A 16,333-nucleotide genomic window follows, 5' to 3' on the forward strand; every position below is an offset into this window, starting at 1 on the left:
TTATCGCAGTGCTCCTTGATCTGACTAGCCAACCTGGCCAATTTCTTGACATGGCTAGCCAGGCTGGTCTAATCTGTACATGGCTAGCCAAGCTGGCCAACATTCACAGAGATCAAGCGGAGGTAGGACAGTGCGAAACATCCCGGTCAACCTGCAGGGTCACAAGCTCATGGTCACCGAGGCCCCGGCGCTGAAGATGTTCGAGAACGACAAGGGCGTTCAGGAGGTCGCGACTGACCGGAACGGCGTTCAGCAGTTCATCGTCTCGCTGTTCGCGAAGCGCAAGGCCCAGCCCGGCGAGTTCGCGGGGAAGGGCGAGGAGATCAAGGTGACCCTGACCGCCGACCCCGGCGAGGACTTCGAGGAAGGCACCTATATCGAGCTGATCGACGCGACGGTTAGCTACTGGGAGCGCAACGGTCGCTCAGGTCTGTCCTTCCGAGCCAACGGCATGACCCCGCTCGGCGCGAAGGCTTCGGCCGCCGCCTGATTGAGCCACCGAGCCTGACCGTTTCTATCTGACTCTTTCTAAGCCAATTCCGGCTGCTTGTTGTTTGAGAATTACATAGTGGGCCGAGCTATGCCCAAAACCGGTGAAAATTGCACCGGTAGGGCTTTATTGGCCCCCGGCCGTCTGCGGATGCACCGGGGGTCTTTATGGCCTTTCGGAAAGGAGATTGGGAAATGTCGCTCAAGTATTGTCCGGCGTGTCACTGCGATAAGTGGCTCTACCGGCACACGCATGATCAGTTCTGCAAGGACCGGTCGTGGTTGGTGGTTCTGTGATGACCAGTGTTGATCGCGATCGCGTCCTGGAAGACCTGCGGCGGCTGTCCACGGAGCTTACAGAGGCTTTCACGACCGCTGGTGACGTGGCGTATTCGATCGATGTTCCCGGCGGGCCAAGCGTGATTGGCCGCGAGATGCATGAGGTGCCTCGGCAGCTCTACGACTGCCTGCACACGGTCCAGAAGGCGATCGGCGTGGTTGACGAGATCGAGGTGAATTCCGGTGAGTGACGTTCTGGAACTTTATGGTTCGGGCTGCCTCGGGCGTCGTCGGTAGCCATAGGTTTCCCTCGGGATGGTCTCGGGGGCGGATTGGGAAGGGTGAGAGTTGGTGGAGATCTCGAAGCAGCTGTTCCGGCGCAATTCGCGCGGGGTCAAGCGGCTGTCGGCAATTGGTGGGCTGATGGATCAGCTCAACCAGGACGTGAACAAGGTCGAGTTCCTTGACGGTGAGTTTGTCGAGGACCGGCACTACGTGGAGGCCCAGGAGTTGGCCGCTGCGGTGGCGAAGGCGGCGGATGCGGTGCGTGAGGGCATCGCCGAGCACGGTGGATCGAGTGTTGCGAAGGAGTACAAGTAATGGCCGATACAGACGGTGTGACCGGCACGGTGCGCGAGATCGACGCGACGATGCTGGAGCTGACCAAGACCGTGACCAACTTCGGGATCCCGAAAGGGCTCGGCGGCCCGCTGAACACGCTCAAGCGGGCGGTCGGCGACCTGGTCGCCCACATGGAGATGTCGCAGCGCAGAAGCTAACCCACAACGAACGTCAAGCACGGCAGGGCGTCGGATTCCCAGAGCGGGAGTCCGACGCCCTTTTTCATGGAAAGGGCAGGCAGTCATGCGAGACACGCGAGTGGGCACGGAACGGACTCCGGCGCGGGTGGTCGGCGGCTGGATGCTGCGGCACCCCCGCACGATGGGCAGCACGACGGCGGTGAGCTCGGCGGGCGTGATGCTCGGCTATCAGATGGTGCTGTGGGCGGCTGGCCTCGCGGTGCTGGCCGGTGCCTCGTGGCGGCTGCTGGACGCCCCGACCTTCGACCGCTTCGCCGGACGGCTTCTGCGGGCCTGGTGGAGACGATGGGTCATCTACCAGCGCCAATGGATGCGGGTGGTCGCCTCCTGCGGGTTGGTCACCGCTGACCACCGGGGCGATTCGCTGGTGCCGAAGCTGGTGGCGGTGCGCTCGAACTGGGTGTGGGACTCGCTGCACATCCGCATGGCCAAGGGCCAACAGCCCGAGGACTACGGCCAGGCGCTCGACCGGCTAGCCAACTCCTTCAAGGCCCACGCAGCCTCGATGCGCATCCTCAAGCCCGGCAAGATCGCCCTGGACTTCCAGCGGCGCGAACCGTTCAACGAGATGGTTATCCCGCTCCCGGTGTTGCCGGAATCGGTGGACACGGTGGATCTGCGCAAGCTGGAGATCGGCCGGACTGAATTCGGCCGGCCTTTCCACCTCGACCTCCTCAAGCGGGACATCCACGTCCTGTTGGCCGGGGAGACCGGCGCGGGTAAGGGCTCGTGGCTGTGGGGCATCCAGCGCGCTTTGGCACCGCTGATCCGGGCCGGTCACGTCCGGCTGTGGGTGATCGACCCCAAGGGCGGCATGGAACTCGGTGGCGGCCGGGAGATGTTCCACCGCTTCGCCGACTCCGACCGCGCCGGGCTCGCGCTGATGCGGGAGTACGTCGAGACCCTGGACGAGCGCAAGTTCGACCTCGGCCGTCAGGGCATCCGCAACGCCACCCCGTCCCGGGAAACCCCGCTGGATGTGCTGATCTGCGACGAGCTGGCCGCGATGACCGCCTACACCGACCGGGACATCCGGGTGGAGTTCCACCAGCTGCTGTCCAAGGGGCTCACGCAGTTCCGCGCGGTGGGCGGCCGGATCATCGCCGCGACGCAGGAACCCACCAAGGACGTCGTCCCGATGCGCGGGCTGTTCCCAACCAAGATCGCGCTGCGAGTCGATGCCGCCTCGTACGTGGACATGTGCCTCGGCGAAGGGATGCGGGACCTCGGCGCGTTCGCCGACAAGATCCCCACCTACCTCGCCGGTGTCGCCTACGCCAAGAACGACGGCCGCAAGGAGCCCCAGCGCGTGCGAGCGGCCTTCAGCACCGATGACGACATCGCCGAGCTGGTGGCCTTCTGCACCGAGCTGTCCAACGTGACCCCGATCCGCAAGGAGATCGAGCTCCCGGACGGCACGGTCACCAACCCCTACGAGGTCGACTTCGAAGACTTCGAGGACGACGAGATCGACACCATCGAGCAGTTCGAGGGCGACGACGAAGAAGACGAAGAGATCGCCTGACCAGGAAATCAAGCGGCCCGCCCGAGAACTCTTGGCGGAGTCGGGCGGGCCTTACCTCGAATGGAGGCAAGACCCATGCTGGCACAACTCGCCTTAAGCGTCACGACCGCAACCACGGTGGCCGCTACCGGCTACGCCTGGCGCTACCGGCAAAAGACCCTCTCCGACCCGCTGACTGGTCTGGCCAACCGGGCTGCGCTGGAAGCCGAGTTCCGGCGTCGGCGTCGCTCGGGACCGGTCGCGGTGGCGGTCGGGGACATGAACGGGTTCAAGGCGTTCAACGACACTTACGGCCACCGCTTCGGCGACCAGGTCCTCATCGAGGTCGCCCGCGTGCTGGCACGCGAAACCTGCCGCGGTGAGATCCCGGTCCGGCTGCATGGCGACGAGTTCGCCGTCCTGCTGCCCGGCATCACCGACCAGGCCGCCGCCGAACACCGGGTGCGCCAGCTCCAATCCGCCATCACGCAGATCACCGCCATCGACGGCCAGCCCGTCGAAGTCTCGATGGCGCTCGGGGTGATGACGATGCCGGCCGAATCGGCAGACCTCAGCCACCTGCTCGGATCGGCAGATGACCGGATGTACGGAGACAAACACACCAACCACTCGCGCACCGATATTGCGATTCCTCAACCACAGTAGGGAGATTCACCATGCACATAGTCCACGTTGAACTGTCCGGCAAAGGCGTCCTGACCAGCCTCGGCGTCCTGGCCCTCGTCCTTGCCGTGCTGGCACTCGTGTGGCTCGTGCTGAGCCCCGCCGTCGCGATCGGCATCGGAATCGGGTTAATCCTGCTGGTCCGGGTCCTGATCACGCTGTTTTCTCCCGCGAAGCAGTAGGAGGCACCACCATGCCCGAAACCGAACAGACCGAGACCGAGGACTCCGGTAGCGACGGGCGGACGCGGCGGGTGCGCAAGCTCGGCGACCGGATCTCCGAGGCACGTCGCCTTCGGGGTTTGATCCGCGACCCTGACCTTCAGGCCGTGGAGATGGAGCGCAACGGGCGGCGGACGCTGGCCGGGTTGTGGTTCTTCCTGGCGCTGGGGCTGGTGTTCACCACCACCGGTGTTCAGCAGTTCCTCGCCGGACGTTCCACACCGGCTGATCCGTTGTGGTGGGCGGCCTGGACGGTCGAGCCGATGTTCGCGGGGCTGTTGATCGTGCTGCTGAACTTCGAGGCGGTGATCCTCGCCCACGGGGTGTCGCCTGATCACCAGTGGTGGTCCCGGCTCAAGCGGGTCTTGCTGACCTCGACGCTGTTGATGAACGTCATCCCGCAACTGATCCCGCTGCTGCGGGGCCGGTGGGCGGAGTTCAACGCCGGTTCGGCGGTCGTGCACGCGATCATTCCGGTCATCGTTTATGGCATCGCCGAAGTCATCCCAGTCATTCAGGCCCGGCAACGGCAGGTCATCTTGGCCGCCTACGCCGCCACCGACCCACCACCTCCGCCAGAACAGCCGGAGGTGCCGAAAAGGCCGGCCACCGAGTCAACCGAACGTCCGCGACCGGCGGACCGACCGGACACCACCTCGGTCATCGGCAAATCAATGAACCTTCCGCCGGACATCCTCAAGGCGATTACCGACGCCTGGGAACGAGCCAAAACCGAGGGCCGGGACTTCACCCCGGCTGATGTCCGCCAGCTTGTCCGGCTGCCGGAACCGATGGCCGCGCAGATCGTCGCCGATCTCAACGCGACCGACAAGCCCGTCACCAACGGCCACGCTGTGGCCTGATGCGACGGCACCGCACAACTGAAGATCGCGAGTTCAACCCTGCTCGGCGGGCATCCACCGGGCACGGGACCGACCTCCGTGGGTGCTCCGCCGAGCACTCTTCTGGGAGGTCACATGGCATTGCCCGAAGTCCCGGCGGTGGACCGCCTCGCCCGGCGGCTCCAGTCCCCGGACTACCAGCAGTGGCGCTCGATGGTCGAAGCCACCGGCGGATGCGCCCACCCGGTCCGGCTGTCCGGACACTGGATGCTCACCGACAAGACCACCGGCACGGTGCTGTCCAAGCCCGACGGCACCCCGGCGATGAAGTCCGGGCACCTGTTCGCCCCCTGCGGCAACCGCCGCGAGTCCGTCTGCCCGGCGTGCTCGGACCGCTACGCCGCTGACGCCTTCCACCTCGTGCGTGCCGGGATGTCCGGCGGCTCCAAGGGCGTGCCGGTCACCGTGGCCGAGAAACCGCGGTTGTTCGTCACCCTGACCGCCCCGAGCTTCGGGCCGGTCCACAACCGCCGCACCTCTCCCAACGGCAAGCAGGTTCCGTGCCGCTGCGCGCGCTACCACCACGAACACGACCCGGCCATCGGCCAGCCCGTCGACCCGAGCGGCTACGACTACACCGGCCACGTCCTATGGCAGGCCCACGCCGGAAAGCTGTGGAACCGCTTCACCATCTACCTCCGGCGCTATATCGCCCGCGCGGCCGGCCTCCCGGTCAAGGAGCTCAAGGACCACGCTCGGCTGTCGTATGCCAAGGTCGCCGAGTTCCAGAAGCGCGGGATCATCCACTTCCACGCGATGATCCGCATCGACGGCCCCGAGGGAGCGGGCGACGCGACTCCGTCATGGGCCACGGCGGATCTGCTCACCGACGCTGTTCACGCCGCACACGCCGCGACCGGCGTCGAAGCTCCCGAGATCGACAGCACGACACGGCTGCTGACCTGGGGCGATCAGATCGACGTTCGCCCGATCCGTGCGGTGGATGCCCACCAGGTCGAAGACGACCAGGGCACCATCACCGATGACCGGCTGGCCTCCTACGTCGCCAAGTACGCCACCAAGGGCACCGGCAAATCGGAAGCGGCCGACCGGCCGATCCGCTCCCGCGAACACATCGAGCTCCTGGCCGCCAGCGAGCACCACCGGAAGATCATGCGCACCGCGTGGGACCTCGGCGGCCTGAACGAGCTCGACGGGCTCAACCTGCGCCGCTGGTGCCACATGCTCGCCTTCCGAGGGCACTTCCTGTCCAAGTCCCAGCGCTACTCCACGACCTTCAAACAGATCCGGGGCGACCGCCAGACCTGGCGGCTGGAACAGAACCTCGACGAAATCGGCGTCACCGCCGACTCCGTGGCCGTGATCAACCACTGGGAAATGACCAGCATCGGCCACCGCGACCCCGAGGAACAAGAACTCGCACTCGCCATCGCCGACCGCCAACGCGAAGCACGAAAACACCGCTACGCCAACGAAAGGAAGGACTGACCATGATCCGCAACCTGTGGGGCCCTTCGGAGGTGGCGAACTACCTCGGCGTACCGCTCAACACCGTCTACCAGTGGCGTTGCCGGGGCTACGGTCCTGCCGGGCGCAAGATCGGCAAGTACGTCCGGTACAAGCCCGAGGACGTCGAGCGATGGTTCGAGTCGCTGGCAGAGGGGGTGATCTGAGATGGGACGGCTGGCGCTGCCGCTGGGCAGCATGGGCGAGATCCGGGTCAAGGAAGTCAGCGCAGGCTGGACGGCTCGCTGCAAGTACCGGCACGAAGACGGCTCGTACATCGATGTCCGGCGCACGCGGAAGAACAAGGAGCAGGCCAAGCAGGCTGTCCGGGACGCGGTAAAGAACATCACCTCGCGGTCCTTGAGTGCCCAGATCACTGCCCAGTCCTTGTTTTCCGACGTCGCGGAGATGTGGCTTGGCGAGTTCCGGACGGATGCCGAGAACGGGATCTACTCGCTGTCGTCTGTGGACACCTACAGTGACACCTACCGCAACCACGTCAAGCCGCAGCTCGGAAACCTCCGGCTCTTCGAGGTCAAGACTCCGGTGGTCAACGCACTGTGCCAGTCCAAGCTCAAGGCCAACAGCCTGAGTCTGGCCAAGCACGTCAAAGCCGTGATCAGCAACGTCATGACCTACGCGGTCCAGGCCGGCGCCGTCGAAGAGAACCCGGTCAGGCAGATCGCTCCGCTGACCGAGCGCCGAGCGAAGACCAAGAAGAAGAAGCCGCGGGCATTGACCGCTGATGAGCTGATGGACTTCCTCGGCAAGCTCGACGCGGACGAACAAGCTCGGGGCAAGGACCTTCCCGACCTGGTGCGCTTCGTCACCGCGACCGGCGAACGTGCCGGTGAAGCCCTCGGGGCGCACTGGGAGGACTTCGACGCTGAGGCTCAGAAGCTGCGGATGGGTGGCAACCTCATCCAGGCACGCGGAAAGGGAGCGGTCCGGAACAAGGGCAAGAGCGAAACGTCGGCCGAGCGCGACATCCCGTTGCCGAGCTGGGCCGTCGCGATGCTCACCGAGCGGCGGGCGAAGCTGGGACAGGTCGATCCGGGTAAGCCGGTCTTCACGAACTCCCGGGGCGGCTACCTCAACTTCGCCAACCTCACCAACCGCGTGTGGCTGCCCTTCCGCAAGCGAGCGGGCTACGAGTGGGTCACCTTCCACACCCTTCGGAAGACCTTCGCGACGCTCCTCGATGGGGCCGGGCTGACCGCCCGCGAGATCGCCGATCTCCTGGGCCACTCGAACCCCTGGACCACGCTCAACACCTACATGGGGCGCGGTCAGGAGACGCGCCGCAGCGCCGACGTGCTCGACGAGCTCGTGCGCTCGGACGATGAGCAAAAGTGGCAATAAAGTGGCAGTGGGGGTCGCGGCAAGATCAGCACGCGACCCCCACTGCCACCCCGAAAAGCAAGAAACCCCCTGCGAGAGGGGGTTTCTGCTGTCTCGACCAGACGTGCGCCCGTAGGGATTCGAACCCCAAACCTTCTGATCCGTAGTCAGATGCTCTATCCGTTGAGCTACGGGCGCTTGTTCAATTGTCGGACCCTACCCCGTAGGGTAGGCCCCTTGCGGAGGCTCCGGGATTTGAACCCGGGAGGGGGCGTAACCCCCAACCGCATTAGCAGTGCGGCGCCATAGACCAGACTAGGCGAAGCCTCCCGGCGTCCTTCGCGGCCACCGGAGAAAACTTTACACACCTCCATCTGGCCCTGAAACAGGGGGGTCCCCTCTCGCCGGCTCACGTCGCCGCGTCGCCGCTGAGCTGCACGAACGGATCCAGTGCCGACGGGTTGAGCAATGCGTCGCGACTGACGGCGCGTTCCGGCGGGGTTCCGGCGAGGATCTTCTTCACCGGCACCTCCAGCTTCTTGCCGTTCAGGGTGCGCGGAACCTCGTCGACGACGATGAAGCGGTTCGGCACGTGGCGCGGCGAGAGCTCGGTGCGCAGAGCGGCCTTCAGATCATCGATGACCTCCGGGAGCTCCACTCCCTCCGCCAGGACCAGGAAGCACAGGAGTTCGCCGTCGGTCTCGCCCGCACCGGACGTGTCGATCACCAGCGAGTCGGCGATCTGCTCGAAACCCTCGACCACGCGGTAGAACTCGGCGGTGCCCATCCGGATGCCACCGCGGTTGAGGGTCGAATCACTCCGGCCGTAGATCACCAGGGAGCCCCGATCGGTCATCCGGACCCAGTCCCCGTGCCGCCACACGCCCGGGAACTCGTCGAAGTAGGCCTCGCGCAGGCGGGTTCCGTCCGGGTCGTTCCAGAAGAACACCGGCATCGTCGGCATCGGCTTGGTCAGCACCAGCTCGCCGACCTCCTCGTGCAGCTCCTTGCCGAACTCGTCGTAGGACGCCGCCGCCGCGCCCAGCATCGGGCAGGAGATCTCCCCCAGCCACACCGGGACGTCCGGGCTCGCGCCGACGAACGCCGTGCACAGGTCGGTGCCGCCGGAGACGCTCGCGATCTGCACGTCCGAGCCGACCGCGTCGGCCACCCAGCGGAACCCGTCGGTGCTCAGCGGCGCACCGGTCGAACCGACCGCGCGCAGCGCCGAGAGGTCGAACTCGTCCTTCGGGCGCAGCTCGCGCTTGAGGCAGCTCTGGATGAACGGAGCCGACGTGCCGAAGAAGTTCACCCGGTACCGGGCCGCCAGCTCCCACAGCGACGACAGCGACGGGTAGCCCGGACTGCCGTCGAAGAGCACCAGCGTGGTGCCCGTCAACAGGCCGCCGAGGAGGAAGTTCCACATCATCCAGCCGGTCGTGGTGAACCAGAAGAACCGGTCCCCCGGCCCCAGGTCGCAGTGCAGACCAACGGCCTTGAGGTGCTCCAGGACCATGCCGCCGTGGCCGTGCACGATGCCCTTCGGCAGACCCGTCGTGCCCGACGAGTACAGGATCCACAGCGGGTGGTCGAAGGGCACCGCGGTGAACTCCAGCGAAGCCCCGCGATGGTGGGCCAGCAGCTCCGACCAGTCCAGCGCGCCGGACAGCCCGTGCTCCTCGCCGAGGTAGTCGATCAGGACCGTCGCGGCCAGGTCCGGCATCTCCGCGCGCAGCTGGTCGACGGTCTCGCGGACGTCGAAGCGGCGGCCCCCGTAGCAGTAGCCGTCCACGGCGATGAGCACCTTCGGCTCGATCTGCACGAAGCGGTCGGCGACTGCGCGGACGCCGAAGTCCGGGGAGCAAGACGACCAGGTGGCACCCAGGCTCGCAGCGGCCAGGAACGCCACCAGCGTCTCCGGGCTGTTCGGGGCCAGCGCGGCGACCCGGTCACCCGCACCGACGCCCAGCTCCGCCAGCGCGGACCGAGCGGCGGCGACCCGGTTGCGCAGCTCGCCGTAGCTGATCTCCTCGCTGAGCCCGTCCTCGCGCACGAAGACCACCGCGAGGTCCTCATCGCCCTTGCCCTCGCCGTCGCGCAGCGCGTGCTCGGCGTAGTTCAGCGTCGCACCGGGGAACCAGCGAGCGCCCGGCATGACCTCCTCGACCAGCACCTCCTCCGCGCGGTCGTGGAAGGTGACGTCGAAGAACTCGGCTATCGCCGACCAGAAGGCCGGCACGTCGGACACCGACCACTCCCACAGGGCGCGGTAGTCCGCCAGGTCGAGCCCGCGCTCCTCGCGCAGCCACGAGCGGAAGGCGGCCATCCTGCTCTCGGCCACTCGTTCCGGGCTCGGTTCCCACAACAGCTCCGGTGCGGTCGTCATGAGCTACTTCCTAACTCACCGGAGCGCGATCCTGCCAGGGCGAACGTCACCCCGTGCGTACCAGTTCAGCGGAGGTGCAGGTCGAACCAGTTGCGAGCGCGGCGCAGGGCGTCGGCCGCAGCGTCCGCGTCGAGGTCGAAGCGGTGGCCGGCGCCCGGGTAGCGGACGACGTCGGTGACGACCTCGGCGTCGTCGGTGACCTCGCGGAGCTTGTCGACCTCACCGGCCTCGACGTCGTCGCCGTAGATGCCGAGCCACGGGCACGCGAGCTCGCCCGCGACGTCCACCAGCGGCGGGAGCGCCGCCGACAGCGGTTCGAGGATGCCGGTGCCGCCGACGCTGACCGCGGCGCCGATCGACCGGCTCGAGGCGACCACCAGGGCCGCCGAGCCGCCGATGTCGAAGCCCATGATCCCCTGCCGGTCGAGGGGAACGCCCTGGTCGGAGAGCCACAGGAACGCCGCGTCGGTGTCGGCCAGGATCGACTCGCCCGAGAGCTTCCGGACCTGCTCGTGCTCGCTCTGGTCGTCGGCGACCTCGTCGGCACCGTCGCGGTGGTAGAGGTGCGGTGCCACGGTGAGCCAGCCCTCCTGAGCCAGGACGCGGCAGAGCTTGCGGACCCGATCCGTGATTCCGCGCGCCTCGTGCAGGAAGACGAGGCCACCGCGCACCACGTTGTCGGGCTCGGCGACCGTGAGCCGCAACCCCGTGCCGTCGGTGAGCGAGATCGTCTCGGTACGGGTTTGGATCATGCCCGGCAGGTAACCACAGGTAGGTGAACGCGGGGCAACAGCGTCATCCATACGGACCAACACTCGATCGAAAGGCTTCCCCCGCCGCCCGGACGATGACAACGAGCATGGGAAACGGCCAGTTTTAGTCCAAACTGAGCCGACATTTCAGACATGATCATGGCTCGGTTTGGACTAAAACTGGGCTGCTCCTGGACACACCACCCAGTCGAGGGGTCCTCGTGCCCGCGGCGGGAAGGGGACAGCGGTGGTGTGGGGACGGGCCGCGGCGGGATAACGTCGCTGGTGACGGATCGAGGTAGGAGATGTCGATGAGCGTGCGCACCCGTGCCGACCTGGAGCAGTTGCCGCCCTACGTGGCGGGCCGGACCGTTCCCGGTTCGATCAAGCTGGCCAGCAACGAAGTCTCCGAGGGACCGTTGCCGAGCGCGGTGACGGCGATCAACGACGCCGCGACCGAGGTCCACCGCTACCCGGACATGGGGGTCAGCGCGCTGACCGAGGCCCTCGCCGCGCACTACGACGTCGCGCCCGAGCGGATCGCGGTCGGCTGCGGCTCGGTCGCGCTGTGCGAGCAGCTGGTGCAGGCGACCTGCACCTCCGAGGACGAGGTCGTCTTCCCGTGGCGGTCGTTCGAGGCCTACCCGATCATCACGCAGGTCGTCGGGGCCAAGCAGGTCAAGGTGGCGCTGACCGGCGACCACGCCCTGGACCTCGAAGCGATGCTGGCCGCGATCACCCCGGCCACGCGGCTGATCTTCGTGTGCACGCCGAACAACCCGACCGGAACGCTGGTCCGCGCGGCCGAGCTGGACGCCTTCCTGGACCGGGTGCCCGAGGACGTCCTGGTCGTGCTCGACGAGGCCTACTTCGAGTTCGTCGACTCCCCTGACGCGCCGGACGGGGTGGAGATCTCGCGGGTGCGCGACAACGTCGTGTCGATGCGGACCTTCTCGAAGGCCTACGGGCTGGCCGGGTTGCGCGCCGGGTACGCGATCGGACCGGTGAAGGTCGCCGAGACGTTGCGCAAGGTCACGATCCCCTTCAGCGTCAACGCTCTCGCCCAGGCCGCGGCGATCGCCTCGTTGCAGGCGCAGGACGAGCTCCGCAGGCGCTGCGCCGACGTGGTCGCCGAACGCGGGCGGGTTCACCGAGAGCTGGTCGCGATGGGCTACGAGGTCCCGGAGACGCAGGCCAACTTCGTGTGGCTGCCGCTCGGCGGGCGCACCGGCGAATTCAACGAGCACTGCCTGGAGAACCGCGTCGTGGTGCGGGCTTTCGCCGGAGAGGGAGCCCGGGTGACCATCGGCCAGGCGCACGAGAACGACGCGTTCCTGGCGGCCGCGAAGTCCTTCGGAAGCTGAACTCCTGAGGAGGAGCAACGGTGGTGGCCGGCGAAGAGAGGGGGAGTGACTTCGCCGACCGCCACCGCTGCGGATGCGGTCGTTTGAGCCGAAACGACCGCACTTTTTACGCGTAGCGATCTACGCAGCACCGGAATGTAGTGGCGGGCCAGGCCTGCCGCCACAAAAGCGGCAGGTGTCCACCCGTTCAGGTGGTTGGCCCATCCGTTCGAGCGAACTTCAGCCGGTCACCGCGTGGTGGCCCTGCACCGCAACGGGTGCCGGAGCCTCGGGCAGCGTCTCGCTCGGGGGAACCTCGTCGTTCGGCGGCTGCTCGGTCGGCGGTGTCGGCTCGGTCTCCGGCGGCTCGGTGGGCTCCTCGGCCGGCGGCTCGCTCGGGCCTTCCTCGATCGGAGCGTTGGCGCACACCACGTTCTGCGGGGACGCGATGGGCACGACCGCGCCGAGGATGGCGATGTTGTTGCCGCACAGCTGGACCGGCAGCAAGCTCAGGTTGTTGTCGTTGCCGACGTTGACGCCGTCGTTGTCGGTGCTGTCGGCGAACGCCTGGGTGCCACCGATGACCATGCTCGCGGTACCCATGGCCAGCGCGCCCGCCAGATAAGCAGTCTTGCGCATAGATCGCTTCCTCTTCCTTTTCCTCGGGGGAATTCCTCCTGCGGCGCGGTCACCACAGGTGGACGAGCGTGCCCAGTGGCAGCGTTGCCAGCAGGCGCAGCGCGTCGTCGGGAACGCGGACGCAGCCGTCGCTGCTGGCCTGGCCGAAGACCGAGGGGTCGGGCCAGCCGTGCAGCGCGACCGTGCCCGGTCCGCCTCCGTACGTGCTGAAGGTGTTGGAGTGGGTGCCCAGCGGCAGGATGATCGGGCTGAACTTGGTGACCGTCTCTTCGATCGCGGCCATGATGTAGGTGCGTCCGCGCGGCGTCGGTGAATCCGACGCCCCGACTCCGACGACCCATTCGCCGATCACGGCGCCGTTCCGGCGCACCATGAGCTTGCGCGCGTCGACCTCGACGTCGACCGCGTAGGGGGTGCGGGCACGTTCGACCTGCCCGTTCACCTGCACCCAGCCGGTGGCGCCGTTGGGCCTGGAGGGCAGCAGGACCTGCGCCCACCCGCCGCGCTCGGCGATCACCGGCACCCACGTCGGGTTGTTCAGCTGCTTGGCGGGCAGCTTCGCGAACACCGGGCCGTCGGGCGATTGGTGCACGCCCACGTCGGAGAGAACCCGCAGCAGCACTCCGCCGTTCGCCGCAGCCGGATCAGGGTCCGTTGGGGCGGTGGGGAAGTCGGCGAAGGTGGTGGAGTCGGCCTGCATCCCCAGGTCCGCCCTGGCCATGGCGTAGGGCGGACGTTCGACCGGGGCGGCGTCCGGATCCGGAGCGCAACCGGTCAGCGCGAGGCATGCCACACCCAGCGCGGCGGCAGTCAGAGACCGCGCCACGCGTGCGGTGCCGCCGGCTGTGCGACGTAGGCTCATCATCGGCTCCTGGCCCGTTGGCGCTGTGGGCCTCCGGGCCGAAATACCTTGGGCGCCCGGAGGTCGGCTTCTGATCGGAGAGATCAAATGCCAACGGGAAGCTATCCGCGCCCCTTCGCGCCACTACACCGGCCTGCGCTTCGCCGAGGACCCCCATTCGGCGGCTGAACTGCGAAAACGTGTTCGCTCACGGACCGAGTCAGAGTCGTTACGGAGAGCTGATCACCTGATGGTGTGGATCTTTTCCCTCGTTCGAGCGACGACCCGCCCTGGAACACCACTCAGTCGAGAGCGCGGCGCAGGAAGAACCTGATGCCGAGAGTGCCGAACAGCAGCAGCGCGAACAGCAGCGCCACCACGCAGACCCACGGGGCCATGTGCGGGATCCCCGGCAGCAGCGCCCCGCGCATGCCCTCGCTGACGTAGGTCAGCGGGTTGATCGCGCACACCACCTGGAACCAGCGCAGGTGCTCCAGCTGGGCCCACGGGAACTGGGTCGCGCCGGTGAACATCAGCGGAGCCAGGATCACCGCGAACATGATGTTGATGCGCCGCGGCGGCACGGCCGCGCCCACCGTCAGCCCGACCGCGGCCCCGGCCGCCGAACCGAGCACCATGCACAGCAACGCAAACGGCAGACCCGACAGGTCCCAGTCGATCCGGCCGAGCATCCACATGCCCAACGGCACCATCAGCACCGCCGCGAAGAGCCCGCGCAGCGCTCCGAAGAGCATCTTCTCCACCGCCACCCAGCTGATCGGCAGCGGAGCCAGCAGCCGGTCCTCGATCTCCCGCGAGTACGAGAAGTCCAGGACCAGCGGGAACGAGGTGTTCTGCAGGGCCACCAGGAACGCGTTGAGCGCGATCATCCCGGGCAGCAGCACCTGCGCGTAGCCGGGCTGGGTGTAGCCGAGCTCGCCGAGGACCTTGCCGAAGATGAACAGCAGCGCCACCGGCTGCACCAGCACCTGCGCCAGGAAGCTCGGCAGCTCCCGGCCGGTGACGAAGACGTCGCGCCCGAGCACGGCGAGAAACGCGCGCACCGAACTCATCGCAGCTCCCGTCCGGTCAGGTCGATGAAGACGTCTTCCAGCGTCGCCGAGCCCAGCGACAGGTCGCTGACCGGGATCCGCTGCTGGTGCAGTGTCTGCGCGATCGGGCCCAGCAGCGCAGCGGGCTCGGAGCCGACGTAGAGCCGGATCCGCAGCTCGGCGGCGTCGGCGCCGCTGATCCGCTCGACCTGCTGCACCCCGTCGACCTCCCCGAGCAGATCGGAGATCTTGTCCGGCTCGTAGCCGTCGGGGAGCACCGTGGCGTCGATCGTCCCGCTGCCGGGCAGCGAGCGGATCAGGGCGTCCGGGGTGTCCAGCGTGAGCAGCTTGCCGTGGTCGACGACGCCGACCCGGTCGGAGAGCTTCTCCGCCTCGTCCATGTCGTGCGTGGTCAGCACCACCGTGACGCCCTCGGCGCGCAGGTCGTTGATCCGGTCGTGGACGAACAGCCGCGCCTGCGGGTCCAGGCCGGTGGAGGGTTCGTCGAGGAACAGGACCTCGGGCTTGTGGATCAGCGCGCGGGCGATCATCAGCCGCTGCGATTGACCGCCGGAGAGGTCGTCGACGCGGGCCTTGGCCTTGTCGGAGAGACCCATCCGGTCCAGCAGCTCGTCGGCCAGCCGATGCCGTTCGGCCCGCGGAACCCCGTGGTAGTTGGCGTGCCAGATGAGGTTCTGCCGCGAGTCCAGGGAGCGGTCCAGGTTCACCCGCTGCGGCACGACGGCGACCTTGCTGCGCGCACCCACCGGATCAGCGGCCACGTCGACCCCGGCGACGGTCGCCGTGCCGCTGCTCAGCTGGACCCGGGTGGTGAGGATGCCGACGGTGGTGGTCTTGCCCGCACCGTTGGGGCCGAGCAGCCCGAAGACCTCTCCCGCTCGCACCTGGAAGGAGAGCCCGTCGACCGCGTTGGCACGACTCTTGGGATACCGCTTGACCAGCTCGTTGACCTCGACCGCGACCGTCACATCGCCCCCTCGCTCGGGTTCGATGTTAGTCACGGGAAGCGGAGGTCCGGCAATCCAATTTAGTTCGGAGGCTCACGAGTCGATCCCGAAGCACGCAGGAGCTCGGTAGCCTGACCGGGTGAGTGAGGCGACGACCGAACAGCTGACCCCCTGGCTCGGCGACACGGAGATGACGGCGTGGCGCGCCTACATCGTGGGCAGCGCGCTCCTGGAGCACAGGCTCAACCGAGAGCTGCAGCTCTCGCACGGCCTGTCGATCGCCGACTACGAGATCCTGGTCTCGCTGTCGGAGGTGCCGGACATGCGGATGCGCATGAGCGAACTGGCGGCCGGCATCGCGCACTCCAAGAGCCGCATGTCCCACCAGATCCGCAGGCTGGAACGCGAGGGCCTGGTCCGTCGCCAGGAGTGCCCGGAAGACGGCCGCGGCGTGCTCGCAGCCCTCACCGACAAGGGCATGGCCAAGCTGCGCGAAGCGGCCCCCTCCCACGTCCAGGGCGTCCGCGAGCACATGATCGACCTGCTCGAGCCCGACGAGCAGAAGACCCTGGGAGAGATCTTCACCCGCCTCACCGGCCACCTCCGCAGCATCGAATGACCCCGGACCGGCTGTAGGCCGACCA

Annotated in this window: 19 protein-coding genes and 2 tRNA genes; 13 read left to right on the forward strand and 8 right to left on the reverse strand. The window is 67.3% G+C overall.

The window, feature by feature from the left end; genetic code table 11:
* Nucleotides 1-169: 169 nt before the first annotated feature.
* From FHU35_RS15610 to FHU35_RS15660, 11 genes are all read left to right on the forward strand, one after another.
* Nucleotides 170-490, forward strand: a complete 321-nt coding sequence (locus tag FHU35_RS15610) for a hypothetical protein (RefSeq protein ID WP_246110343.1) — start codon at nucleotides 170-172, stop codon at nucleotides 488-490.
* 295 nt (nucleotides 491-785) lie between these two features.
* Complete coding sequence (locus FHU35_RS15615; protein WP_145740278.1) at nucleotides 786-1,019, forward strand: hypothetical protein; 234 nt, start codon at nucleotides 786-788, stop codon at nucleotides 1,017-1,019.
* Nucleotides 1,020-1,119: 100 nt separating this feature from the next.
* Nucleotides 1,120-1,368 (forward strand): hypothetical protein, encoded by a 249-nt coding sequence (locus FHU35_RS15620; protein ID WP_145740280.1) that lies wholly within the window; start codon nucleotides 1,120-1,122, stop codon nucleotides 1,366-1,368.
* On the forward strand, nucleotides 1,368-1,547 hold the full coding sequence (locus tag FHU35_RS15625; RefSeq protein WP_145740282.1) for a hypothetical protein: 180 nt from the start codon (nucleotides 1,368-1,370) through the stop codon (nucleotides 1,545-1,547). Before FHU35_RS15620 ends, FHU35_RS15625 begins: the two co-directional genes overlap by 1 nt.
* 85 nt (nucleotides 1,548-1,632) lie before the next feature.
* Nucleotides 1,633-3,114, forward strand: coding sequence for an FtsK/SpoIIIE domain-containing protein (locus FHU35_RS15630; protein ID WP_145740284.1), 1,482 nt, complete (start codon nucleotides 1,633-1,635; stop codon nucleotides 3,112-3,114).
* A gap of 75 nt (nucleotides 3,115-3,189) precedes the next feature.
* Entirely contained in the window at nucleotides 3,190-3,759 is a 570-nt protein-coding gene (locus FHU35_RS15635) for a GGDEF domain-containing protein (protein WP_145740286.1), read from the forward strand.
* An 11-nt stretch (nucleotides 3,760-3,770) separates the two neighbouring features.
* Nucleotides 3,771-3,959: a hypothetical protein gene (locus tag FHU35_RS15640; protein WP_145740288.1), complete on the forward strand. Its 189-nt coding sequence runs from the start codon at nucleotides 3,771-3,773 to the stop codon at nucleotides 3,957-3,959.
* Nucleotides 3,960-4,144: 185 nt separating this feature from the next.
* Entirely contained in the window at nucleotides 4,145-4,861 is a 717-nt protein-coding gene (locus FHU35_RS15645) for a hypothetical protein (protein WP_246110344.1), read from the forward strand.
* Nucleotides 4,862-4,975: 114 nt separating this feature from the next.
* The gene (locus FHU35_RS15650; protein ID WP_145740293.1) at nucleotides 4,976-6,349 is read left to right on the forward strand and encodes a replication initiator; all 1,374 of its coding nucleotides are present in this window, start codon (nucleotides 4,976-4,978) and stop codon (nucleotides 6,347-6,349) included.
* Between the two features lie 2 nt (nucleotides 6,350-6,351).
* Nucleotides 6,352-6,534, forward strand: a complete 183-nt coding sequence (locus tag FHU35_RS15655; RefSeq protein WP_145740296.1) for a helix-turn-helix domain-containing protein — start codon at nucleotides 6,352-6,354, stop codon at nucleotides 6,532-6,534.
* Between the two features lies 1 nt (nucleotide 6,535).
* The gene (locus tag FHU35_RS15660; protein WP_145740299.1) at nucleotides 6,536-7,729 is read left to right on the forward strand and encodes a tyrosine-type recombinase/integrase; all 1,194 of its coding nucleotides are present in this window, start codon (nucleotides 6,536-6,538) and stop codon (nucleotides 7,727-7,729) included.
* 104 nt (nucleotides 7,730-7,833) lie between these two features.
* Here the strand turns inward: FHU35_RS15660 and FHU35_RS15665 are convergent.
* The 4 genes from FHU35_RS15665 to FHU35_RS15680 form a co-directional block, all read right to left on the reverse strand.
* Nucleotides 7,834-7,906, reverse strand: a tRNA-Arg gene (locus tag FHU35_RS15665).
* A 42-nt stretch (nucleotides 7,907-7,948) separates the two neighbouring features.
* Nucleotides 7,949-8,038, reverse strand: a tRNA-Ser gene (locus FHU35_RS15670).
* Nucleotides 8,039-8,117: 79 nt separating this feature from the next.
* Nucleotides 8,118-10,094, reverse strand: a complete 1,977-nt coding sequence (locus FHU35_RS15675) for an acetoacetate--CoA ligase (RefSeq protein WP_145740301.1) — start codon at nucleotides 10,092-10,094, stop codon at nucleotides 8,118-8,120.
* A gap of 65 nt (nucleotides 10,095-10,159) precedes the next feature.
* Nucleotides 10,160-10,846 (reverse strand): dienelactone hydrolase family protein, encoded by a 687-nt coding sequence (locus FHU35_RS15680; protein ID WP_145740303.1) that lies wholly within the window; start codon nucleotides 10,844-10,846, stop codon nucleotides 10,160-10,162.
* A gap of 311 nt (nucleotides 10,847-11,157) precedes the next feature.
* On the opposite strand from FHU35_RS15680, the gene hisC reads away from it, so the two are divergent.
* Entirely contained in the window at nucleotides 11,158-12,210 is a 1,053-nt protein-coding gene (gene hisC, locus FHU35_RS15685) for a histidinol-phosphate transaminase (protein ID WP_145740305.1), read from the forward strand.
* A 219-nt stretch (nucleotides 12,211-12,429) separates the two neighbouring features.
* On the opposite strand, the gene FHU35_RS15690 is transcribed toward hisC, so the two are convergent.
* From FHU35_RS15690 to FHU35_RS15705, 4 genes are all read right to left on the reverse strand, one after another.
* Nucleotides 12,430-12,828 (reverse strand): hypothetical protein, encoded by a 399-nt coding sequence (locus FHU35_RS15690; RefSeq protein ID WP_145740307.1) that lies wholly within the window; start codon nucleotides 12,826-12,828, stop codon nucleotides 12,430-12,432.
* A gap of 49 nt (nucleotides 12,829-12,877) precedes the next feature.
* Nucleotides 12,878-13,690: a L,D-transpeptidase family protein gene (locus tag FHU35_RS15695; protein ID WP_145740310.1), complete on the reverse strand. Its 813-nt coding sequence runs from the start codon at nucleotides 13,688-13,690 to the stop codon at nucleotides 12,878-12,880.
* A gap of 281 nt (nucleotides 13,691-13,971) precedes the next feature.
* Complete coding sequence (locus FHU35_RS15700; RefSeq protein WP_145740312.1) at nucleotides 13,972-14,742, reverse strand: ABC transporter permease; 771 nt, start codon at nucleotides 14,740-14,742, stop codon at nucleotides 13,972-13,974.
* On the reverse strand, nucleotides 14,739-15,710 hold the full coding sequence (locus tag FHU35_RS15705; RefSeq protein WP_145740315.1) for an ABC transporter ATP-binding protein: 972 nt from the start codon (nucleotides 15,708-15,710) through the stop codon (nucleotides 14,739-14,741). The genes FHU35_RS15700 and FHU35_RS15705 overlap by 4 nt, the downstream gene beginning before the upstream one ends.
* Nucleotides 15,711-15,879: 169 nt before the next feature.
* On the opposite strand from FHU35_RS15705, the gene FHU35_RS15710 reads away from it, so the two are divergent.
* Nucleotides 15,880-16,308 carry a MarR family winged helix-turn-helix transcriptional regulator gene (locus FHU35_RS15710; protein ID WP_145741409.1) on the forward strand — a complete coding sequence of 143 codons (429 nt, stop codon included), beginning with the start codon at nucleotides 15,880-15,882 and terminating at the stop codon, nucleotides 16,306-16,308.
* The last annotated feature ends 25 nt before the right edge of the window (nucleotides 16,309-16,333 follow it).

It is taken from the genome of Saccharopolyspora dendranthemae, from assembly GCF_007829955.1.
Lineage (GTDB): Bacteria > Actinomycetota > Actinomycetes > Mycobacteriales > Pseudonocardiaceae > Saccharopolyspora > Saccharopolyspora dendranthemae.